Genomic DNA, 21,416 nt, shown 5'->3' with positions numbered 1-21,416 from the left:
GATGGCTTAGGCATTTTGGCACGGCCAAAGCTCGCGGGGTCGGTTGAGACGTGCGCTACATTGATAGTCTCTATCAAAACTGGAACAGGCTATCGTTGGCTTGGCAGTTCATCATAGTCGGAAGCATTGGGCTACTGTCGCTGATGCTGGTCGTCGGCCTATGGGTCACCTCCCAAATACGAGATGGAGTGATCCGCAACTCTGCAAGCACGACCGCGCTTTACGTCGACAGTGTCATCGCGCCAATCCTGCCCGATATGCGCAAAAGCCAGCAGCTCAGCGACACCGTTAAACGGGCACTCGATGAAACCCTGGACCAGGGTGCTCTCGGCAAAAAACTGGCGTCGTTCGTGCTTTGGCGGCGTGATGGCAAGGTGCTGTACGCCAAAGACGCGGCTCTTATCGGCCAGACCTTCGAGCCAAATGCGAACTTGCTGCATGCGTTCGGTGGAAACGTGGTGGCGCAATTCAATGATCTGGACGAAAATGAAAGGAAGGAACGGAAGAGCCCCACCGCCTCGCTGCTCGAGATCTACAATCCGGTTCGGGAGCCGTGGTCGGGCGATGTTGTGGCCGTTTCCGAGTTCTACGAGGTAGCCGACGATCTTCAGGGCACTTTAAACTCGGCACTATGGTCGAGCTGGCTGCTCGTGGCTGGCGCGACCGCCGTCGCCTTGGCGATGCTCTCGGGAATCGTGCTTCGCGGCAGCAGCACTATCGAAACGCAGCGTTCAGCGCTTGAGACACAAGTGGCGGAACTTCAGTTGCTTTTGGAGCAGAATTCCGCTTTGCGGGAGCGCGTCCAGCAGGCGTCGCGCCGCGCAACGGCAATCAACGAGCGTTACTTGCGCCGCATTGGGTCTGATTTGCATGACGGTCCAGCTCAGCTCGTCGCACTGGCTGCGCTGCGCATGGACAGCCCTCTGCTGCTCGATCCCGCCGCATCCCCAAGCCACCGCAAGACCGAGATCGCCGATATCCATCATACGTTGGACGAGGCGATGCGGGAGATCCGCGCCATCTGCACCGGCCTCGTGCTGCCACAGATCGAAGCTTCGACAGTCGCGGAGATATTGCGGCTTGCGGTTGCCGAACATGAACGCCGGACGGCCTCCTCCGTATCGCTTTCACTGCCATCTCGCCTGCCCGACCTGGGGACGTCCGAGAAAATAAGCGTCTTTCGCTTCGCGCAGGAGGGGCTGAACAATGCCTGGCGACACGGTCTGGGCAAGGGGCAGGCTGTCAAGGCGCGAGTGACGCAGGGCAAGCTCCTCATTCAAGTGCTTGATCGCGGCCCTGGATTCCAGTCGGGATCGTGTGAAGGGCTTGGACTCGCCGGCATGAGGGAACGTATCGAAAGTATCGGAGGTCACTTCGAGACCTTTTCGAGCCCCAGGGGGACCCGGCTGACCATAACGCTCAACATCGAGGACCAGAAATGACCGCTCCCATAAGGATTGCCATTGTTGATGATCATCCGCTGTTTCGCGAGGGTGTGGCTCGCAGCCTCGCCGAAATCGGCGGCTTCGAAGTCGTTGGTGCGGGCGAAACCGCGGCGGATGCCGAACAGCTTGCGGCCTTGGCAAATCCCGACATATTGCTGCTCGACATCAGTTTGCCGGGAGGGGGCCTAGCGGCAGCGGAAAATATTCTTGCAACTCAGCCTGACTGCAAGATCGTCATGCTCACCGTCTCGGAGGCGAACGCCGATTTGGCAACGGCGCTCAGGCTGGGCGTACGCGGATATGTGCTGAAAGGGATTGGGGCGGCATCGCTGGCCGAGGTGCTGACTTATATAGCCGCAGGAAAAAAATATGTTTCGCCGACCCTGTCAGCGCAGCTTTTGAATGAACTGATCCGGCCGGAAAAGCGCACAACCGATCTCGTTGCCAATCTCTCGGGACGCGAGCTTGGGATAATCTCTTTGGTAGGCGAAGGACTGAGCAATAAAGAAGTCGCCAAACGTCTCAACCTGCAGGAGAAAACGGTAAAACACCACATGACTCGGATATTTCAAAAGCTAAAGGTGCGAAACCGCACCGAAGCAGCCATTCTTATGCACGCGCCCAAAACGGGTCTTGTATAGGGAGATCGGGGCTTGTCTGAAGGTCGGATGCTGGTTGGCGAACCAACAGTCACAGCCCTTTCAGACGAGCAATGTCGGAGGCCCTTACGGCGCGTTCGACAATTGTCCTTCCAAGCGGATCCTTCATAGTGAAGCGGCCGGCCTCGATGCTTTCGCTGAATCCATCGCGATGCACGACCTGGATTTTGGCGCCCTGTACCGTCACCGTGTCGCCAGCGGCATTGACTTGGCTACTGGGAGCTTGGCTACCGGGGGCGTTGTCGCCGGCACCATTTTTTCCCTTTCCGTTGGCGTTGCCATTCCCGGCGTTGCCGCCTGAGCCATTACCGTTACCACTACCGTTGCCACCACCGTTTCCATTGCCATTGTTTCCGCTCTTGGCGCTGGCAGCGGCGAATTCGATCTTGTAGCCGTCGACATGGCTGAACCGCAGACCAAGCACCGGCATCGCCACCGCAACCGCCGCGAATACGCGCAAGCTAAAGTACGCCCGGCGACGCACGGATGAAAACAGGGGCTGCCTTTCTCCATTCATGCCACCATCACATCATGATGTGTCACGGTATTCAAGAATGAACAGCCCAAAATTGCGGCTCACAAACGCTGAGGAACTCTCCTTTCGTGCTTGCAGCTCGATTCTCAGACCTTCGTCTGAGTCAAATATACACCGAAGTCTGACCTACTGATCTTGGGCCGCGCCGACGGATGTCGCAATAAAATCCGCGGTGACAAGGCTCGTCACCGGTAGGGATCGGCAGCGAGGCGCGAGCGCCTGCGGCACGCAGACTCTTGCGGCAGATCTCCGGCATACAGTTTGCGCATGCTCGCCGTCGAAGCGGTAGCACATGCCGTTCCTTCCCCGGATTATGATCAGGCGCGATTGGCGAATTCGCGGACAACCCGTTGCAGCAGCGGCATGTAGTCGCGAAATGCCCGGGTCTTCATGTTGGCGATCTTGCCGGCCTCGTCCCAGACGCGAACCCGCACCGCTTCCTCGTGGAACGGGTTCTTGCGGAACTCTGCCACCTCTTCGGCATTCATCGGCCCGCCTTGCAGCGACAGCGTGTGGACCGAGGCCTGCGACAGCCTGCCGAAATAGCTCGGGTCGGTGGCGCAAAGGTAGCGCTTGGCCGCGACATGCAGCCTGACGCATTCGACGATCACCGGTGGAAAGAACGGCGCCAGCACCTCGCCGCCGGCTTCGTCATGATGCTTGTCCTCGACATCGTCGGGCGAATAGGTGCCGAACTCGCTGGTGTAGTGGCCGATATCGTGCAGCAGTGCTGCCGCAACCAGCACATCGGGCGCGCCGTCCTTTTCGGCGAACCAGGCGCCCTGCAACATGTGCTCCGACATGGTGACGGGTTCGCCGAGATAGGATTCCGCCCCTCGGCGTTCGAAAATATCGGCGATGAATTCGACGATGTTGCCCGCGTTCAAATCCTGGCCGCTCATTCCGCAGCCTCCTTGAAGCTGTGTTCGATCGCCGACAGCGTCGACAAAAGGCCATCCTTGTCGGCGTAGCAGCCCTGCAGCCAGCGCTTGCCGGCGCCGGAGAACGCCTTGCGGGCATGCATGACGCGGGTGTTGTCGACGATGAAGGCCTCGCCCGCCTCGAGCCTGAAGGTGACTTCGAAGGAAGGATCCTCGATCAGTTCGGCAAACCGGCGATAGGCGGCGTAGTAGGCCTCCATCTCCGCGAACGGCACATCGACGGTCGGCGCCAGCGAGCGGTTGTTGAAGCGGATGGCGATGAGTTCGCCATCAGGCCCCAGCTCGATCATCGGCCGCTTGGCCTGCAGCCGCACGCCCGACGAACCGGCATATTCGAAACGCGCCGGGTATGAACTTAACAGCCGGAAGCCTTCGGGGTTTTCGGCCTGCAGCGCGGCCGCCACGGCAAAACCATCGACGACGCTGGATTCGCCGCCCTCCACCGTGTTTTCGATGCAGGACAGGATCTGCAAGGTCGGCACCGGATCACGATAGGGGTTGTCGGTGTGCGCCTGCAGGCCAAGATTGGTGTAGGCCAGATTGGTTGGATTGACCTCGGCGCGCACCTCGAACCATCGGCCGTAATTGGTCTCCCTGATATAGCCGAACAGATCGGACACTTTGCACAGCGCCCCGGATTCGGGCGGCAAATCGTCCATCACCGCGAAGCCGTAGGTCTTCACCGCCAACAGCCATTGCCGCAAGACGGCGCGGTCGCGGCTGGCAGCGAGATAGCCGGCGCGCGGCACCGAATTCTGCATAGAGGCCCTGGTCCATCGCACGGTGCCCTCGCCTGTCCAGCCGGGCTGTCGGGCGGCATCGCGGTCATAGGCATTGGCGCTCAGCCATGCCGCAGGAAAGCGCACCGTCTTTCCCTCCGGTTCGAAACTGACTTCAAGCGCATCGCCCTTGATCGCGGCTGCGCCGATCCATGTCTGCGCGGGAATGTCGAGAATGGTGATCAGCCGCTGGCCGTTGCCGGCGCTGCGCGTCTTGTCGTCGAGCGCATTGTCGCGCAACCACATGGCGTGAAAGCGAGTGCGCGCGCCGTCCTTCCAACCGAGGTCGATCGTTCTTCCTTCGTCGCCGATCAGCGCCTGGGTAAGCATGGAGATCCGTTCCTGTCCGCTGCGCCCCGCAGCCAACTCCGCAGGGTTTCCGGTTGCATCGTGATGATGTCGAAGGCATAACTCAAATTATCATTTTGCGGCCAAAGGCCATAAACGGTTTATGCCTCAAACAACCCTGCCCTTGCCGCCGCTCGACTGGCTGCGGAGTTTCGAGGCCGCCGCGCGGCTGTCGAATTTCACCGCCGCCGCGGCCGAGCTTGGCCTGACCCAGGCTGCGGTCAGCCAGCACATCCGTTCTCTCGAAGAGCGGTTGAAGCAGCCGCTGTTCATCCGCCTGGCGCGCGGCGTCGAATTGACGCCGGAGGGTGCCGCCTACCTGCCGCATCTGCAATCGGCCTTTGCCGTGATCGCCAACAGCACGCGCGAGTTGTTCGAACCCAAGACCGTCCAGAGCGTGACGATACGCTCGCCGATCTCGTTTGCCGTGCTGATGATCGCGCCGAAGCTGCCGCAAATGGCCAAGGACCTGCCCTTCGTCCAGCTGCAGATCGAGACCATCCACACACCGGCCGATTACGGCGAGCGCTTTGTGGGTCTCGACATCCGATTCGGCATTGGCTCCGGCTCCTTTGCCGGACGGCAGGCCGACCGCCTCACCCGCGAAACCTTAACGCCGATGGCGTCGCCAAATGTCGCCAAGGCCAAGGATTGGACAGGATTGCCGAGACTTACAGTGGTCGGCGCGCGGGAAATGTGGGGCGAGTGGTTCGCCGTCGCCCGGATGAAGCCGGCGCTCGGGCCCACGCACAAATTCGACAGTTTCGTTACCGCGTTGGAGGCGGCGAAGCACGGCGCCGGCATGGTGCTGGGATCGCGACCGTTGGCCGACGCGGCACTGCGCGAAGGATCTCTCGTTACCCTGTCCGGCTTTACGCTGTCGAGCGGTGCCGGCCACTATCTGACCGCACCTTCGGGCGCGCATCTGAGCCCGGCCGAAGAAGCGGTCCGCAGCTGGTTCGCAACGGTCTTCGGCGTCCCGATTTCCCGATAAGCCCCTGAATACGCGGCAAACTATTGGACGACGTGACGCGGCGCATAATTTGTCGCGATACTGCGCCAGGCCGGACGTCAAGCTTCGGCAGGGTTCCGCTCGCTACAGGCGGCCAAGAAAAATCGCGGAGGAAATTCAATGCTCGACAAGGCCCCCAACAAGAAGCTTTCCGACCTGCTCGATCGCTTCGGCGCGGCACTCGCCGCCGGTGACATCGACAAGGCGGTCGCCTGCTTTCAGGAGGATTGTTTTTGGCGCGATCTCGTCAGCTTCACCTGGAACATCAAGACCATGGAAGGCCGTGACCAGGTGCGCGACATGCTGGTGAGCCAGCTGGCCAAAACCAACCCATCGAACTGGGCGATCGCCAGGGGCGAGGACGCCACTGAAAACGATGGCCTGCTCGACGGCTGGATCAGTTTCGAAACGTCTGTGGCGCGCGGCTTCGGCCACATCCGGCTGAAGGACGGCAAGATCTGGACGTTGCTCACCACCATGGTCGAGCTGAAGGGCCATGAGGAGCCGGCCGGTTTCGACCGCCCGCTCGGCGCCAAGCACGGCCATGGCAAGAACCGCCCGACCTGGAAGGAGGAGCGCGAGAAGGAGGCCGCCGAGCTCGGCTTCAAGACGCAGCCCTATACGCTCATCATTGGCGGCGGCCAGGGCGGCATCGCGCTCGGCGCGCGGCTGCGGCAGCTCGGCGTGCCGACCATCATCGTCGAGAAGAACGAACGGGCCGGCGACAGCTGGCGCAAGCGCTACAAATCGCTCTGCCTGCACGATCCGGTCTGGTACGACCATCTGCCCTATATCGACTTTCCCAGGAACTGGCCGGTCTTCGCGCCCAAGGACAAGATCGGCGACTGGCTGGAAATGTACGCCAAGGTAATGGAGCTGAACTACTGGTCGTCGACCGAGGCCATGAGCGCTGTCTATGACGACAGCAAGAAGGAATGGACGGTGGTGGTGCGCCGCGACGGCAAGGACATCACGCTGAAGCCGAAACAATTGGTGCTGGCCACGGGGCAATCCGGCAAGGCCAACATGCCGAACTTCAAGGGCATGGACACATTCAAGGGCGACCAGCATCACTCCTCGAAGCATCCGGGACCCGATGCCTATGTCGGCAGACAAGCTGTCGTCATCGGCTCGAACAACTCCGCCCACGACATTGCAGCAGCCCTTTGGGAGGCCGGCGCCGACGTCACCATGGTGCAGCGCTCGACCACGCACATCGTCAAGTCGGACACGCTGATGGAGATCGGCCTGGGCTCACTCTATTCGGAAAAGGCGGTTGCGAGCGGCATGACCACAGCCAAGGCCGACCTCGTCTTCGCCTCCCTGCCCTACAAGATCCTGCACGAATTCCAGATTCCGGCCTATGCCGAGATGAAGAAGCGCGACGCCAACTTCTACAAAGGCCTGGAGAAGGCCGGCTTCATGCTCGACTGGGGCGACGACGGCTCCGGCCTTTTCATGAAATATCTGCGACGCGGCTCGGGCTATTACATCGATGTCGGCGCCTCCGACCTGATCATCGACGGGTCGATCAAGCTGAAAAGCGGTGTCGACGTGAAGGAGATCAAGGAGCATTCGGTCCTGCTCAGCGATGGATCGGAACTGCCGGCCGATCTCATCGTCTACGCCACCGGCTACGGTTCGATGAATGGCTGGGCGGCCGATTTGATCTCACGGGAGGTCGCCGACAAGGTCGGCAAATGCTGGGGCCTCGGCTCCAACACCACGAAGGACCCAGGCCCCTGGGAAGGCGAGCTGCGCAACATGTGGAAGCCGACGCAGCAGGAGGCGCTGTGGTTCCATGGCGGCAATTTGCACCAGTCGCGCCATTACTCCCAGTTCCTGGCGCTGCAGCTGAAGGCGCGCATGGAAGGCATCGCGACGCCGGTCTACGCGCTGCAAGAGGTTCACCACAAGGCTTAGGCAGCGCCGCCGATGCGCTTCCAGTAGATGAGCGTGCCGGTCAGCCCGCCATGCGGTTTCAGGGCAAAGTCCGGTATTTCGCCAGTGAGCGTGAAGCCGAGTTTTTCGTAAAGGCTGGAAGCGCCCTCCTCGGTTGCGGTGTCCAGCACCAGAAGCGTGCGGCCTTTCTCGACGGCGAGCGTTTCGGCCGCCCGCATCAGCCGGCTCGCTATGCCCTTGCCGCGGTGTTCGACGCGGGTCATGAGCTTGGCGATCTCGGCCCGGTGCGGCTGATTGACCGGAAAGTCGAGCAGCAAGGTGACGGTGCCGATCAACGCGTCGCCATACCAAGCACCCAGCACCGCTCTTTCACCTCTCTCTGCTGCCATCAACGAGTTGCTCCAGAAGGTTTCCGCCGCTTGCCTGGATAAGGGATGCATGAAGCTGACGGAGCCGCCGGCCGCGACCGTCTCGATCAGGAGGTCGGCCAGCATGTCGCGTGTTTCCGCAGTCAGCGACCTGATTTCGATGGGACTCACCTGCACTTTCCCTTGCTAATCCAGACGCGCGACGCGGCGCCGCTTTCGTCTCGCCTTGATCGCGGCGATGCGATCGGTGTCTTTCGGCTGCAGATGCAGCCCGCGTTCGAGGATTTCGAGCGTGTATTCCTCATAGGTCAGGCCAAGCCGCTCGGCCTTTTCCATGCGCATCAGCATCACGTCACGGCTTGGCGCCTTCCACGCCTTGGCATGCGCTGCCTGCCAGGCCAGGAAGATGTAGGGATCGCCCCTGCCCCATGGCGGACCCTTGTAATCATCGAGCGGCGGTCCGCCATTGTCGGAGCGCTTGGGACGTCTTGCCACGATTTCAGCCCCTGACCAGCGCAACCAGATAGTCGGCCGGCTGCGGTCCGACGGCATGGAACGTGCAGTCCGACGGCGCGCCGAGCGCCAGGCAGTCGCCGGGCTCGAGACTATGCACCATATCACCCTCGGTGAACTCAAGTCGCCCGGAGATCAGCCACATCTGCTGCTTGATGAAGGCATAGGACGCCGCCGGGAAACTCACACTGGCGCCAGCCGGCAGTTGCACCCGGATCAATTCGAGCGGCGTGTCGGAAACCGGCGACAGATGCCGGCGGACATAGCCCGTACCGGGGTCGCGCCAAACCGGCTGCTCACTCTCGCGCAGCAGGCCGCCACCTTGCTGCTCGGCGCGTGCAATCAGCGTCGACAGCGTCATGCCGAAAGCAGCGGCGATGCGCACCAGCAGCGCGGCCGTCGGGCTGGTCATGCCGCGCTCGATAGTGCTGAGCATGGCTTTGGAGACGCCGGAGCGGTTCGCCAGGTCGGCCAACGACCAGTCCCGCAAGGCTCTTTCGGCGTGGATTCGTCTGCCTATCGTGGCCGACATGTCATTCGCTATATCAGTCATTCGTCCAATATATCGAATCTTCGGATTGGGGGAAGAGGCCGGCCGGTTGAATTTTCGCTGACGGGTTAACCCCTGCTACACCATCCCGCATCACGCCACCTTAACCCCGTCTGTGTAGGATCGAGGCTCCACGGGAATGGGGATCGGATCGTATGTTTGTCGAGCGCGAAGCCTCCGTCGGCGAACCGACCTCGCAGGAGCGCCGCCGCGCAGAGCAGAGCGACAAGCGCATTCTCGGCAACGTCGTGCAGTGCGACGGTGCGCGCGCCACCATCAGCGCCTATGCCGACGACATCGAAGGCGCGGTCACCGGCCTGTGGACCGTCGGCAAGATGATCTCCATCAATCTCGGGACATCGCGCACCGTTGGTCTGGTCTACGAAATCGGCAAGTCGGATCGCGCCTGGAGCAATGAGGGACAAAATCCCATCGAGGTCAGCGTCGAGCTGATCGGCGAAGTGCGCGACGGCGCCGAACCGGGGGCCAAACCGGTGTTCGACCGCGGCATCACCACCTATCCTCATATCGGCGCCATAGCGCACCGCATCCGTACCCGTGATCTGCAGGCGGTCTACGATCTCGCCGGGCGTCATTCGATCACCATCGGTACGCTGTCGCAGGATGAGTCGATCGACGCCAACATCGCCATCGACGACACGCTGGCGCGCCATTTTGCCGTTGTCGGCACAACCGGCGTCGGCAAATCCACCGCCATCTCGCTGCTGCTGCGCAAATCGATCGCCGCCCGGCCCGATCTGCGCATCCTCATCCTCGATCCGCACAATGAATTCGCGGCGTCCCTGCCTGAGTTCTGCGTCCGGGTCGATTCCAAGACGCTTGACCTGCCGTTCTGGATGTTCAGGCTCGAAGAATTCGCCGAAGTCCTGTTTCGCGGCCGAGAGGTCGTGCCGGAAGAAGTCGATGTCCTGCGCGACCTGATCCCCGCCGCCAAGAACCTCTATCGCAATCCCAATTCAGGCTCCTATGTGCGCCGCGGCAGCGATGCGCTGACCGCCGACACACCGGTGCCCTACCGAATGGTCGATCTCATCAAGCAGATCGACGAGCGCATGGGCCTCTTGGAAAGCAAGAACGACCGCCCGACGCTGAAATCGCTGAAGACGCGCATCGAGTCCGCCGCGTCCGACCCGCGCTATCGCTTCATGTTCAATTCGCGGCTGATCGAGGACACGATCCACGAGACGATCGGCAATATTTTCCGTGTGCCGCATCATGGCCGCCCGGTGACCTGCTTCGAGATGGCCGGCATGCCGTCCGAAGTGGTCAACTCCGTCTGTTCGGTGCTGGCTCGGCTCGCCTTCGACCTTGCGCTGTGGAGCGAGGGCCGGCTGAAGCTGTTGCTGCTGTGCGAGGAAGCACACCGCTATATGCCGGCCGATCCACGCCTTGGCTTCGCCCCGACAAGGCATGCACTGTCGCGCATCGCCAAGGAAGGCCGCAAATATGGCTGCTATCTCGGCGTCGTCACCCAGCGCCCGGGTGAACTCGATCCGACCATCCTGTCGCAATGCTCGACCTTCTTCGCCATGCGGCTGGCCAATGAGCAGGACCAGGCGATCATCCGCTCGGCGATCGCCGATTCCTCCGCCTCGACGCTGGCCTTTCTGTCCTCCATGGGCCAGCGCGAAGCCATCGCCTTCGGTGAAGGCGTGGCGACGACCATGCGGCTGAAGTTCGAAAAACTGGCGGAGAACCTGATCCCCGGCACCGCCAAGCGAGAGCAGGACGAGTTCTCGCAGGACGGCAACGACGTCGATCTCGCCGCCATCGTCGAGCGGCTGCGCAACGTCCCGAAACCGCAGCAGCAGATGGCCTTCGCCGAAGCAGTGGATTCCGGCCGCCAGGCCGGCGATCCCGATTACCGCAAGCCGGCGACCGCCCAGCGCGTCCAGCCGGACGACGATTTCGACCTGCGCTACGGCCTCAAGCCCACAACCTTCGGCATGCGCCCGCAGAACGATTGACCTTCAGCGTAGCGACTTGCCGGCCAATTGAGAAGCCGCCGGAGCGCCAGGGCTCGGCTTCGTTGGCCGCTTGGGTAAAATCCCGAAAGGGAATTCATCAGGCCGGATTGAATGGCGTGGCTTTCGAGAAGCCGGAGCGGAGCGGACATTTAGTCCGTGAGCACCGGAAGTCGAGAAAGCCACGTCAGGCAACCGGCCTCATGAATTCTTCTTCGGGATTTTAGGCGCAGACGCGGTTGCGGCCTTGCCTCTTCGCCTCGTAGAGCTGGCGGTCGGCGCGGCGGTAGAATTCCTCGGCGGTTTCCTTCCGATCCCAGACGGCTAGTCCGACGCTGGTGGTGATCTTGAGGCGGACATTGCCCGACAGCACCGACATGTTGGCAATCGCTTTGCGGATGCGTTCGGCGAACTTCCCCAACAACTCCGCATCCATGTTGGGCGTGACGACGGCGAACTCCTCGCCCCCAAGCCGCGCCACCACATCGTGGTAGCGCGTCATGCCTTTGAGGCAATTGGCGACTGCCCTAAGCACCTCGTCGCCGACATCGTGGCCATGCGTATCGTTGACCTGCTTGAAATGATCGAGGTCGAGGATCATCAGCCCGACGGGCTTTTCGATGCGGCGGAATTCCTCGAGATATTCCTTCAGCGCATCATCGAAGTAGCGCCGGTTCTGCATGCCGGTAAGGCCGTCGGTCAATGCCGCATGCTGCAGCGTTTCCGAGCGGGCGCTGAGCGAAACCGTCATGGCGCGCAGCTTGCCCTCTTCCGTGGCCTGCCTACGGATCAGCGGGTAGATGAAGAACACGCCGAAGAACAGCGCTGTCGCCAGCAGCACCCCGGTGACAAACAGCAGCGTGTTGAGATAGGCGATCCTCTCGACCCGGGAAGTCGTATCGTGACCGACCGCGATGAACTGCAATTGACCATAGGCATAAAGCGTCACCAGGCCTGCGGCCAGGATCACGAAAATAAAGACGAAAAATGCGGATTCCGCCTTGTGGAAACGCATCTGCTTCCCGTTGCAAAGTACCCGCCGGATCTATGGCATGCCGGCGCCTTACGGACGGTTAATCCAGACAACCGGAGCGGGAATGTTCATTCCTACTTCTGTTTCTTTAATTGTATTGGCAGCACGAAAATCAAATCGCGGTTTGCAAGCGGCCGCCGGGCTGCAATCTCAGCCATTCCGGTCCCAGCTGATGGCGAAACCACGTCGTTTGCCGTTTGGCATATTGCCGCGTCGCTGCCTTGCAGCGCTCGATGGCCTGAGGAAAGCTGATGTCACCCGCCATGGCAGCCGAAAGTTCGCGAACGCCGATCGCCTTCATCGCCGGCAGGTCGGGATCGAGGCCAAGCGCCGCAAGCCGTTTGACCTCATCGAGCGCGCCGAGATCGAGCATGCGGTCGAACCTTGTTTCGATCCGCTCGACAAGGGGGGCGCGGTCCGGCTCGATAACGAAGAACCGAGCGCTGTCGCGGTCGATCAGCGGCCGGCTGCGCGCTGCCTGCCATTCTAGGATGGAGCGGCCGGATGCGTCGAGCACCTCCAGCGCCCGCACGATGCGCTGGCCGTCGGTCGGCTTCAGCTGCATGGCGACCGCCGAATCTTCATGCATCAGGATGCGGTGCAGCTTGGCTGCGCCTTGCTCCTTTAACTCGTAGCGCCAGCGGTCGCGTACCTGCTGCGGAATGTCGGGCATTTCCGAAATGCCCTCGGCAAGTGCGCGAAAATAGAGCCCGGTGCCCCCGACGAAAATCACCGGACGTTCGAAGCCGGCGTCATCGGGTCGCCGGGCAAGCGTGCCGTCATCGATCAGCTTGATCACGTCGCGCAGCCAGGCGCCGGTGGAATAGGCGGTCGAGGGATGCACGTGGCCATAGAGAAAGTGCGGCGCGCGGGCGAGATCGGCGGCATTCGGCCGCGCCGTCAGCACGTCGAGCACCGAGTAGCCTTGCATGGAATCGGTGTTGACGATGACACCGCCCTTGCGCTCGGCGAGATCGAGCGCCAGCGCCGACTTGCCGCTGGCGGTCGGCCCGGCTATCAGGATCGCGTTCTTCACGCGGCCCTCGCCCGCCTGCCCGCCCTCGCCTAGCTGCTTGGAAGTCTCGATGCCGCTCATTGCCACGCTTGTGTCTCACCCCGTCCGCCGCGCGATGTCGGCCTCGCTTGCGAGTATGGCCTCACGGTCGGTCGGCGCAAGCGCCGTCCTCTGGCTGGGCGATGGCGTCGCCTGCGATCTGGTGTTGCCCGAGAGGGCAGAAGCCGCTGAGGCAAGTGCGGCCTTGCGCACAGCACTTGGCTCCGAGCCGGTCGACGTGATCGTTCAGCAGGCCGAAAGCCGCCGCAAGACAATCCTGCTTGCCGATATGGATTCAACCATGATCGACCAGGAATGCATCGACGAACTCGCCGACGAGATCGGCGTCAAGGACCGCGTCGCCGCCATCACCGCACGCTCGATGAACGGCGAGATCGCCTTCGAGCCCGCCTTACGGGAACGCGTAGCGTTGCTGAAAGGCCTCGATACGGCCGTCGTCGGCCGCATCATCGCGAACCGCCTGACGCTGGCGTCGGGCGGCCGCGCCCTGGTGCGGACGATGCGCGCCAATGGCGCCTGGACGGCGCTTGTCTCCGGCGGCTTCGACGTCTTCACCAGCCGTGTCGCCGCCATGCTCGGCTTCCAGGAAAACCGTGCCAACCGCCTGATCGAGGAGAACGGGCGCTTTGCCGGCCTCGTCGCCGAGCCGATCCTCGGCCGCGCCGCCAAGGCCGATGCGCTGAGCGAGATTTCGGCCCGCCTCGGCCTGACGCCATTTGATGCGATTGCGGTCGGCGACGGCGCCAACGACCTCGACATGATCCGTCTGGCCGGCACCGGTGTCGCGCTCCACGCCAAGCCGGCCGTTGCTGCCGAAGCCAAGGTCCGCATCGACCATGGCGATCTCACCGCGCTGCTTTATCTCCAGGGCTACCGCCAGGAAGAGTTCGCCCAATGAAACCGATGCGCACCGAGCGCCTCATCCTGCGCAACTGGGAAGACCGCGATCGCGAACTCTTCCACCGCATCAATTCGGACGAGCGGGTGATGGAATTCTTTCCGTTCCGCCGCGACCGCGCCGAGACGGATGCCAAGATGGACGAGTTTCGGGGCTGGATCGCCGAGGACGGCTTTGGTTTTGCCGCCGCCGAGATCGCCGCGACTGGGGAGTGCATCGGCTTCGTCGGTCTCTTAAAGACCGATCACGTGCCGTCCCTGCCTTCCGATACGATCGAGATCGGCTGGCGGTTGGCGCCGGAATTCTGGCGCAAGGGCTATGTCACGGAGGCCTCCGAAGCCTGGCTCGCCTTTGGCTTCGAAACGCTTGACCGCGACGAGATCGTCTCCTTCGCCGTCGCGGCCAACCGCCGCTCGACGGCCGTCATGGAGCGTCTTGGCATGAGCCCTGACCCGACTCGCGATTTCGACCACCCATCCATCCCTGACAGCCACCCGCACCTCAAGCGGCATGTCCTCTACAAACTGTCACGCACGGACTGGCAGGCACGAAAAAGGGCGGCTCGCTAGCCGCCCTTTCCCTGAAGACAATCGGTTATGGGGCTTTCCGGACTCAATCCATCCGGATCGTCACGAAGCGCAACTCGCCTGTCTTGGACGCCAGCATCAAGAGCGCATTCTTGCGGCCCTGCTCCTTCAGCGCGCCGATCCGGTCCATCACGTCCTTCGGGGTCGCGACCGATTCCTGGGCGATTTCGGTGATCACCTCGCCGGCCTGGATGCCGCGCTCGGCGGCGGCCGAATCCTTGGTGACGTCGGTGATGACGACGCCGGAGACGTCGGCCGCGATGCCGAATTTTTTCCGTGTGTCGTCATTGAGCTCGCCGACTGTCATGCCGAGCACCGAGGCCGTGGAGACCGCGGGCGCCTTGTCGCCGCCCTTGTCCTCATCGGTAGTGCCGTCCTCACCGGCAGCGACCTTCTCGCCGTCCTCAAGCCGGCCGAGCGTCACCTTCACCGTCTGCTCGACGCCCTTGCGCACGATGATCACGTCGACCGCCTTGCCGACCGGGCTTTCCGCCACGACGCGCGGCAGGTCGCGCATTTCATGGATGTCCTTGCCATCGAACTTGATGATGACGTCGCCGGCGAGAATTGTGCCGTTGTCGACCGGTCCGCCCTTGATGACGCCGGCCACCAGCGCGCCCTTGGCGGTCGCCATGCCTAGGCTCTCGGCGATGTCGTCGGTCACCGGCTGGATGCGCACGCCGAGCCAGCCGCGACGGGTCTCGCCGAACTGGCGCAGCTGGTCGACGACGCCCGAGGCAAGCTGCGAGGGGATAGAGAAACCGATGCCGATCGAGCCGCCCGACGGCGAGATGATCGCCGTGTTGATACCGATGACCTCGCCCAGGCTGTTGAACAGCGGCCCGCCGGAATTGCCGCGGTTGATGGCGGCGTCGGTCTGGATGAAGTCGTCGTAGGGGCCGGAATTGATGTCGCGGTTGCGGGCCGAGACGATGCCGACCGTCACCGTGCCGCCAAGGCCGAACGGATTGCCGATCGCCATCACCCAGTCGCCGACGCGCATCTTGTTGGAATCGCCGAACTTCACCGCCGTCAGCTTGTGGCCCTTCGGGTCGACCTTGAGCACCGCCACGTCGGTCTTGGTGTCGGTGCCGACCAGCGTCGCCTTGAGCGTCACGCCGTCGGAGAAATTCACCTCGATGTCGTCTGCATCGGCGATGACGTGGTTGTTGGTGACGACAATGCCTTGCTCGGCGTCGACCACGAAGCCGGAGCCCAGCGACTGCACCTTTTGCGCGCCGCCATCCTTGTCGCCGCCACGGTTCTTGAAGAAGTCGTCGAAGAAATCCTGGAACGGCGAACCCTCCGGCAGCTGCGGCATCGGCACCGCGCCCGGACCTTCCGTGCCCTTCACGGTCTGCGAGGTCGAGATGTTGACCACCGCACCGAGCAGGCCTTCGGCGAGGTCGGCGACCGAAGCCGGTCCGTCCGCGGCCACCGTCGGCGTCACCAAAGCCGGAACGGGAAGCGCGCCGACCATAAGTGCCGCAGCACCTGCGATGAACGTCCGCCGCGCCGCGCGCAGAAGGGTGTTGGATGTCATCGAAAGCCTCCCGGATTGCTGAAAAGAAAAAGCGCTTCGGCAAAACGCCGCGTCGCGTCATGTTGGCAAGAAATACGGCACGTTTGCGGCTATGGCCACATCAGGAGGATAAATCCTCCGTTACACCCTAGAGCGGTTCGCCGTTTCGCGGAAACGGCGAACCGTTCAATCCCTTTGCTTTTACGCAATTCCGGACGGAAAACCGCTCACACTTTCCTGGAATTGCAGATCAGCGGTCCTCAGCCACGCACCAACCAGACGATGCCGACGCCGATGGCGATCGCCACCAGCCCGACGATGCGCAGCGCAATTTCCGGCGTCGACAGCACTTCGCCGGCAAGACGTTTGGCAAGGCCGGGAAAGCCGCCATAGACCAGGCCCTCGACAACGAGGACCAGGCCTATGGCCGCAAGGAAATCCTGCACCGCCCTACTGGGCGGGTGCAGGTTGTGCAGCCGGCGCGGCAGGTGCCGTCGCCGGAGCCGCAGGTGTCGCCGGCTTCGCGTCCGTACCGTCCGGATTGCGGAAGAAGCGGAAGAACTCCGAGTTCGGCGAAAGCACCATCGTCGTCCCGGAGTTGTCCAGCGCCGTGCCATAGGCATTCATCGACCGGTAGAAGTCGAAGAACGCCGGATCGCGTTTGTAGGCGTCGGCAAAGGTCGCACTGCGCTGGGCTTCACCTTCACCACGCAGGATTTCCGATTCCTTGCGCGCCTCGGCGACGATTTCCACCACTTCGCGGTCGGCGCGGGCGGTTATGCGCTGCGCGGCCTCCTTGCCGCGTGCCCTCAGCCGTTCGGCCTCGGCCAAACGTTCGGCCTTCATGCGGTCGAAGGTCTGCTGCGAAACCTCGGCCGTCAGATCGGTTCGGCGGATGCGCACATCCTCGATCTGCAGGCCGAGCGAGGTGGCGTCGGGCCGAAGCTGATCGCGCACTTCGCGCATCATCACGGCCCGCTCTTCCGAAAGCGCCGCCTCGAAGTCGCGCAGACCGTAGACACGGCGCAGCGCCGCATCGAGACGCGTCCTCAGTCGTGCTTCGGCCAGTGTGATCTGACCGGACACGGCTGAGCGGAACACGCGCGGATCCGAGATGCGGTACGCGATGAAAGCGTCGACCTCGTAGAACTTGCCGCCCGAAACCTGGACGCGGATGTTGTCGAGATCGAAGCGCAGCACCCTGTTTTCGATCAATTGCACGCTGTCGGCGTCGAAGAAGGCGAAAGGCGCCTTGAAATAGATGCCGGGTTCATTCTTCACGTCGACGATCTCGCCGAACCGCAGCACGAGCGCCTGCTGGCGCGCGTTGACCACGAAGACCGAGGAGTAGAGCAGGAACAGAAGCACGGCCGCGATGACCGCGATGATGGGAAGACGATTGGCCATCACTGGGCTCCTCCCGTGGTCGCGCCGGCAGGCGCCGGCGCCTTCGGCTGCAGTGCCGGCAGCGGCAGATAGGGAACGACCCCTTGTCCATTGCCCTGTTCGACGATGACCTTGTTGGAATCCTTCAGCACCTTCTCCATCGTTTCCAGATAAAGCCGCCGGCGCGTCACGTCGGGCGCCTTGGCGTATTCGTCATAGACCGAGATGAAGCGCTGCGCCTCACCTTCGGCTTCCTGGACGACACGGTTCTTGTAGGCTGCCGCGTCCTCGCGGATCTGCGCCGCGGCGCCACGCGCCTGGCCGAGCTTCTGGTTGGAATACTGGTTGGCCTGCTCGACGAACTTGTCTTCGTCCTGCTCGGCGCGCTGCACTTCGTCGAACGCGTCGGCCACTTCACGCGGCGGCGCCGCGTCCTCGATCGAAACCGCGTTGACGTTCAGGCCGGCCTTGTAGCCGTCCAGCGTCGTCTGGATGATTTCACGCACCGACGCCGCAATGCCCTGACGGTCGTCGCGGAAGATGTCCTGCGCCGGTCGCCGGCCGACCGCTTCGCGCATGGCGCTCTCTGCGACCTGCTGCAGCATGCCTTCTGGGTCGGAGACGTCGAACAGATAGGCCCGAGGATCGGAGACCTGATAGGCCACCGAAAACTGGACGTTGACGATGTTCTGGTCGCCGGTAAGCATCAGCCCCGACGAGTTGCCGCTCGTCGCGCCGCCACCACCGATATCGACGAGTTGTTCGGCGATGTTGGCCGTCTCGACGGTTTCGACCGGCCACCAATGGAAATGGAGACCCGGCTGCGACAGCTCCGCCTTCGGCTTGCCGAAGCGCAGCTCGACCGCAACCTCGTCCGGCTGCACGGTGTAGACCGCCTTGAACGCCCACAGCACGATCAGAGCCGCTGCGATCAGCGCAAAGACGGCCGGGCTGGCGCCGCCGCCACCGGGCAGCGCGCGCCGCAGCCGGTCCTGGCCGCGGCGGATGATGTCTTCGAGATCGGGAGGTGACCCCGGCGGGCCGCTAGGCCCCTTCGGTCCCTGCCCCCAGGGTCCCTGATTGTTGCCGCCGCCGCCCCATGGGCCGCCGCCGCCGCTCTTGTCGTTCCAGGGCATGAATGTCCTTTCGCTTGGGATTCCCTCAGCGCCGACGTTGCGGCGCAAAATCCAGTTGTTCTTCTATAGGGACGCAGCGATGCGCTTTCAACGCGATCCGCTGCCGAGCATGTCCGTTTTGGACGTTCGCGACCCTTTTATCGTCTCAATGCACGCCGCGGCGTCGCTCGTAAACCGAATAGCGCGTCGCATGGCTGTCCTTTTCACCGGCCGGAACGTCCTGAGCGCTGACAAGGCGCCACAAATCCGGATCGATGTCGGGAAAATGCGCGTCGCCATCGACCGCCGCCAGCACATGGGTGACGTGCAGCCGGTCTGCCAGCGGCAGCGCCTGCGCATAGATCTCGCCGCCGCCGATGATGCAGATTTCGTCGACGCCGGCCATGCAACGCCCGCGCACCGTGGCCAGCTGGATCGCTGCCTCCAGCGAGTGCGCCACCTCTATGCCCTCGGCGCGCCAGGCTTTGTCGCGGGTCACCACGATGTTCAATCGGCCCGGCAGCGGCCGGCCGATGCCTTCATAAGTCTTGCGGCCCATGATGACGGGCTTGCCCATCGTATCGGCCTTGAAGCGCTTGAGATCGGTGGACAGCCGCCACGGTAAGCCGCCGTCGCGCCCGATGACGCCGTTCTGCGCAATGGCGACATAGATCGCGACGTCCATCAGTTGGCTCCCCCGGCGCCGTCATCCGACGGCTCCAAAAGCAATATGTCGATGTTGTGCTCGGGATAGAGATCCTGCGCCGCCGTCTCGAAGGTCGTCGGCCCGACCTTCTTGACATTGTCGCCGCAAAACGAGATCAGCGCTTTCGGATTGCCCTTGTCGACGGTTAGCTTGAACTTCCCGATGCTGCCATTGGCCCAGTTGCCGCCGGTGGTCAGGATATAGGCTATGCGGTTCTCGTAAAAATGCGGATAACCGTCGGCCTTGGCGGCCTGCCGCACCGCATTCTCGAAGCTGTCGTCCATGCAGTAGCGGGTCTTGTAGGTCGTATACTGGCTGCCCTCGGAGAACTTGCCGTCATAGAAGAAACTGACCGATGACGTGCCACCGACGCTGGGTTTGTAGCGGTGCGAGACGTGGACATCCTTGTTGGCAGGAAAGGTCGCGCGCCACCAATAGGTCGAGCGCAACTGCCACCACGACGTATAGACCTTGTTGGCCTCGGTACCGTCGCTGCCCGTATCCTCGATGATGATGCCGCGGTTTTCCCAATCCTCGGCGACCGTTTTCGGCAGATTCGCCAGGGCCGCCTTGGCCGCATCGCCGAACGGATTGAACGGCACGTTCTGCGCCTTCAGATCGGCGCCGATATCGATGCCGACAGCGAACACTTTCTGCTCGAGCTGCGGCTTTGCCGGCGCTCCGTCGATCGTCACCTCGAAGCCAAGGAAATTGTCGCTCTGGTTTTCCGGGATGGCCGGCATTTCCTCCGGATTGCCGTCGATGTCCGGCAGCGGAAAAGCGACGATGGCATTTACATCCTTGTCGGTGTTGTTGTGGAAGACGTAGTCGACCGTGATCTTTTCCGGCGAGATATAGAGGTCCTCGCTTTGCATCGACACCGCGTCGCTACGCGACAGGATCAGGCCACCTGTGCCGAGTTCGGCGGTCGTATCATTGGCCAGCGCGGGCACGGCTAAAAGCGCCAGCGCTACGGACAGAACATATTGCAACATCGAAGCCCCTCGCCAAAAATGCCGCGACCCTAGCCGTTTCAATGTGGCGTTTCAAAGCCTTCCGTCTCCCAGCAGGACGCCACAGTGTCTGGACACGCCAATCGGCGGTCTGGACTAACAGGTTTCGATCGGGCAGGAGTTCGCGTGATGCGCAAGCTTCTCGTCATCGGCATCGGCGCCGGCAATCCCGACCATATGACCGTGCAGGCCATATCAGGCCTAAACCGGGCGGACGTCCTGTTTATCCCCGACAAGGGGGCGAAGAAGAACGACCTTGCCGAATTGCGCCGCCATATCTGCGACCGTTTCGTCAGCAATCCGAAATCGCGCCGCGTCGAGTTCGACGTGCCGGTGCGCGCCGAGCCGGCGCCTTCCTATCGCTCAACCGTCGATGACTGGCACGAGGCCATCGCCCAGATCTATGAGAGCCTGGTCCGCGACGAACTTGCCGAGGACGGCTGCGGCGCCTTCCTGATCTGGGGCGACCCCTCGCTCTATGACAGCGCGCTGCGCATCCTCGCGCGCGTACGACTGAGGGGCAATGTCGCATTCGAACTGGAGGTCATTCCCGGCATCACCGCCGTCCAGGCGCTAGCCGCCGGCCACAAGATGGCGCTGAACCGCATCGGCGACCCCGTGCAGATCACCACCGGCCGCCGCCTCGCCGAACAAGGCATGCCGCACAATGCCGGCAGCGCCGTGGTCATGCTCGACGGCAAATGCGCCTTCAACACGCTGGCAGACAAGGATCTGATCATCCATTGGGGCGCCTATCTCGGCACACCGGACGAGATCATCGTTTCCGGTCGCCTGGGTGATGTCGGCGAGGAGATTGAGAGGACGAGAGAAGAAGCCCGGAAAAGAAAGGGCTGGATCATGGACACCTATCTGCTGCGTAAAGCAGGAGAGCCCGAGGAATAGCGCGCTCAAAGGTCGAGTTCCTTCGCGCCCCCCTCTGTCCTGCCGGACATCTCCCCCTCTAGTGGGGAGATTGGCCGTCACGGAGGATTTCGCCAATCGCCTAACAGATTAGCGCCCGTCTACGGGCTAGCTGATCTCCCC

Annotated in this window: 22 protein-coding genes; 8 read left to right on the top strand and 14 right to left on the bottom strand. The window is 62.6% G+C overall.

Going from position 1 to position 21,416, the window contains the following annotated elements:
- Nucleotides 1-50: 50 nt before the first annotated feature.
- Together NKH35_RS22110 and NKH35_RS22105 are read left to right on the top strand one after the other, a co-directional pair.
- Nucleotides 51-1,442 (top strand): sensor histidine kinase, encoded by a 1,392-nt coding sequence (locus tag NKH35_RS22110; RefSeq protein WP_352916392.1) that lies wholly within the window; start codon nucleotides 51-53, stop codon nucleotides 1,440-1,442.
- Entirely contained in the window at nucleotides 1,439-2,086 is a 648-nt protein-coding gene (locus NKH35_RS22105; protein ID WP_023682079.1) for a LuxR C-terminal-related transcriptional regulator, read from the top strand. The genes NKH35_RS22110 and NKH35_RS22105 overlap by 4 nt, the downstream gene beginning before the upstream one ends.
- 49 nt (nucleotides 2,087-2,135) lie before the next feature.
- Here NKH35_RS22105 and NKH35_RS22100 read toward each other — a convergent pair whose 3' ends face one another.
- From NKH35_RS22100 to tmpA, 3 genes are all read right to left on the bottom strand, one after another.
- On the bottom strand, nucleotides 2,136-2,564 hold the full coding sequence (locus NKH35_RS22100) for a hypothetical protein (protein ID WP_352916390.1): 429 nt from the start codon (nucleotides 2,562-2,564) through the stop codon (nucleotides 2,136-2,138).
- Between the two features lie 392 nt (nucleotides 2,565-2,956).
- Nucleotides 2,957-3,541, bottom strand: coding sequence for a (R)-1-hydroxy-2-trimethylaminoethylphosphonate oxygenase (tmpB, locus tag NKH35_RS22095; RefSeq protein WP_023751655.1), 585 nt, complete (start codon nucleotides 3,539-3,541; stop codon nucleotides 2,957-2,959).
- A complete protein-coding gene (gene tmpA, locus NKH35_RS22090) occupies nucleotides 3,538-4,689 on the bottom strand; it encodes a 2-trimethylaminoethylphosphonate dioxygenase (protein WP_352916388.1) in 1,152 nt (383 codons plus the stop codon). The genes tmpB and tmpA overlap by 4 nt, the downstream gene beginning before the upstream one ends.
- 121 nt (nucleotides 4,690-4,810) lie before the next feature.
- Here tmpA and NKH35_RS22085 point away from each other — a divergent pair, with 121 nt between their 5' ends.
- Together NKH35_RS22085 and NKH35_RS22080 are read left to right on the top strand one after the other, a co-directional pair.
- Nucleotides 4,811-5,701 (top strand): LysR family transcriptional regulator, encoded by an 891-nt coding sequence (locus NKH35_RS22085; RefSeq protein ID WP_352916386.1) that lies wholly within the window; start codon nucleotides 4,811-4,813, stop codon nucleotides 5,699-5,701.
- Between the two features lie 138 nt (nucleotides 5,702-5,839).
- On the top strand, nucleotides 5,840-7,642 hold the full coding sequence (locus tag NKH35_RS22080) for an NAD(P)/FAD-dependent oxidoreductase (RefSeq protein WP_023668342.1): 1,803 nt from the start codon (nucleotides 5,840-5,842) through the stop codon (nucleotides 7,640-7,642).
- Here the strand turns inward: NKH35_RS22080 and NKH35_RS22075 are convergent.
- Genes NKH35_RS22075 through NKH35_RS22065 form a run of 3 tightly spaced genes read right to left on the bottom strand, consistent with a single transcriptional unit; the run spans nucleotide 7,639 to nucleotide 9,055 of the window.
- On the bottom strand, nucleotides 7,639-8,160 hold the full coding sequence (locus tag NKH35_RS22075; RefSeq protein WP_023733839.1) for a GNAT family N-acetyltransferase: 522 nt from the start codon (nucleotides 8,158-8,160) through the stop codon (nucleotides 7,639-7,641). The two genes, NKH35_RS22080 and NKH35_RS22075, sit on opposite strands and share 4 nt — an antisense overlap.
- A 15-nt stretch (nucleotides 8,161-8,175) precedes the next feature.
- The gene (locus NKH35_RS22070; RefSeq protein ID WP_023668340.1) at nucleotides 8,176-8,484 is read right to left on the bottom strand and encodes a hypothetical protein; all 309 of its coding nucleotides are present in this window, start codon (nucleotides 8,482-8,484) and stop codon (nucleotides 8,176-8,178) included.
- 4 nt (nucleotides 8,485-8,488) lie between these two features.
- Nucleotides 8,489-9,055: a helix-turn-helix domain-containing protein gene (locus tag NKH35_RS22065; RefSeq protein ID WP_023668339.1), complete on the bottom strand. Its 567-nt coding sequence runs from the start codon at nucleotides 9,053-9,055 to the stop codon at nucleotides 8,489-8,491.
- Between the two features lie 152 nt (nucleotides 9,056-9,207).
- Here NKH35_RS22065 and NKH35_RS22060 point away from each other — a divergent pair, with 152 nt between their 5' ends.
- The gene (locus NKH35_RS22060) at nucleotides 9,208-11,040 is read left to right on the top strand and encodes an ATP-binding protein (protein ID WP_023735943.1); all 1,833 of its coding nucleotides are present in this window, start codon (nucleotides 9,208-9,210) and stop codon (nucleotides 11,038-11,040) included.
- A 220-nt stretch (nucleotides 11,041-11,260) separates the two neighbouring features.
- Here NKH35_RS22060 and NKH35_RS22055 read toward each other — a convergent pair whose 3' ends face one another.
- Both NKH35_RS22055 and miaA read right to left on the bottom strand, forming a co-directional pair.
- Nucleotides 11,261-12,052: a GGDEF domain-containing protein gene (locus NKH35_RS22055; protein WP_023668337.1), complete on the bottom strand. Its 792-nt coding sequence runs from the start codon at nucleotides 12,050-12,052 to the stop codon at nucleotides 11,261-11,263.
- 130 nt (nucleotides 12,053-12,182) lie between these two features.
- Nucleotides 12,183-13,166: a tRNA (adenosine(37)-N6)-dimethylallyltransferase MiaA gene (gene miaA / locus NKH35_RS22050; protein ID WP_352888677.1), complete on the bottom strand. Its 984-nt coding sequence runs from the start codon at nucleotides 13,164-13,166 to the stop codon at nucleotides 12,183-12,185.
- Here miaA and serB point away from each other — a divergent pair.
- Nucleotides 13,156-14,043: a phosphoserine phosphatase SerB gene (gene serB, locus NKH35_RS22045; protein ID WP_023751659.1), complete on the top strand. Its 888-nt coding sequence runs from the start codon at nucleotides 13,156-13,158 to the stop codon at nucleotides 14,041-14,043. The two genes, miaA and serB, sit on opposite strands and share 11 nt — an antisense overlap.
- Nucleotides 14,040-14,612, top strand: coding sequence for a GNAT family N-acetyltransferase (locus tag NKH35_RS22040; RefSeq protein ID WP_023682087.1), 573 nt, complete (start codon nucleotides 14,040-14,042; stop codon nucleotides 14,610-14,612). Before serB ends, NKH35_RS22040 begins: the two co-directional genes overlap by 4 nt.
- Nucleotides 14,613-14,655: 43 nt before the next feature.
- Here the strand turns inward: NKH35_RS22040 and NKH35_RS22035 are convergent, their stop codons facing one another.
- The 6 genes from NKH35_RS22035 to NKH35_RS22010 form a co-directional block, all read right to left on the bottom strand.
- Nucleotides 14,656-16,173, bottom strand: coding sequence for a DegQ family serine endoprotease (locus NKH35_RS22035; RefSeq protein ID WP_352746246.1), 1,518 nt, complete (start codon nucleotides 16,171-16,173; stop codon nucleotides 14,656-14,658).
- A gap of 239 nt (nucleotides 16,174-16,412) precedes the next feature.
- Entirely contained in the window at nucleotides 16,413-16,598 is a 186-nt protein-coding gene (locus tag NKH35_RS22030) for a DUF2065 domain-containing protein (RefSeq protein WP_023668333.1), read from the bottom strand.
- A 4-nt stretch (nucleotides 16,599-16,602) separates the two neighbouring features.
- Nucleotides 16,603-17,559, bottom strand: coding sequence for a protease modulator HflC (gene hflC / locus NKH35_RS22025; RefSeq protein WP_023733844.1), 957 nt, complete (start codon nucleotides 17,557-17,559; stop codon nucleotides 16,603-16,605).
- Nucleotides 17,559-18,674: an FtsH protease activity modulator HflK gene (gene hflK / locus NKH35_RS22020; RefSeq protein ID WP_352761885.1), complete on the bottom strand. Its 1,116-nt coding sequence runs from the start codon at nucleotides 18,672-18,674 to the stop codon at nucleotides 17,559-17,561. Before hflK ends, hflC begins: the two co-directional genes overlap by 1 nt.
- A 145-nt stretch (nucleotides 18,675-18,819) precedes the next feature.
- Nucleotides 18,820-19,338, bottom strand: coding sequence for a dihydrofolate reductase (locus NKH35_RS22015; RefSeq protein ID WP_023667408.1), 519 nt, complete (start codon nucleotides 19,336-19,338; stop codon nucleotides 18,820-18,822).
- Nucleotides 19,338-20,354: a DUF4424 domain-containing protein gene (locus NKH35_RS22010; RefSeq protein ID WP_352916383.1), complete on the bottom strand. Its 1,017-nt coding sequence runs from the start codon at nucleotides 20,352-20,354 to the stop codon at nucleotides 19,338-19,340. The genes NKH35_RS22015 and NKH35_RS22010 overlap by 1 nt, the downstream gene beginning before the upstream one ends.
- Before the next feature lie 147 nt (nucleotides 20,355-20,501).
- Between NKH35_RS22010 and cobF the strand changes: the two genes are divergently transcribed.
- Nucleotides 20,502-21,275, top strand: coding sequence for a precorrin-6A synthase (deacetylating) (gene cobF / locus NKH35_RS22005; RefSeq protein ID WP_023733847.1), 774 nt, complete (start codon nucleotides 20,502-20,504; stop codon nucleotides 21,273-21,275).
- Nucleotides 21,276-21,416: the final 141 nt, after the last annotated feature.

The sequence above is a fragment of the Mesorhizobium sp. M1143 genome (genome assembly GCF_040318435.1).
Classification (GTDB): domain Bacteria; phylum Pseudomonadota; class Alphaproteobacteria; order Rhizobiales; family Rhizobiaceae; genus Mesorhizobium.
This window is presented reverse-complemented; position numbering and strand designations above follow the sequence as displayed.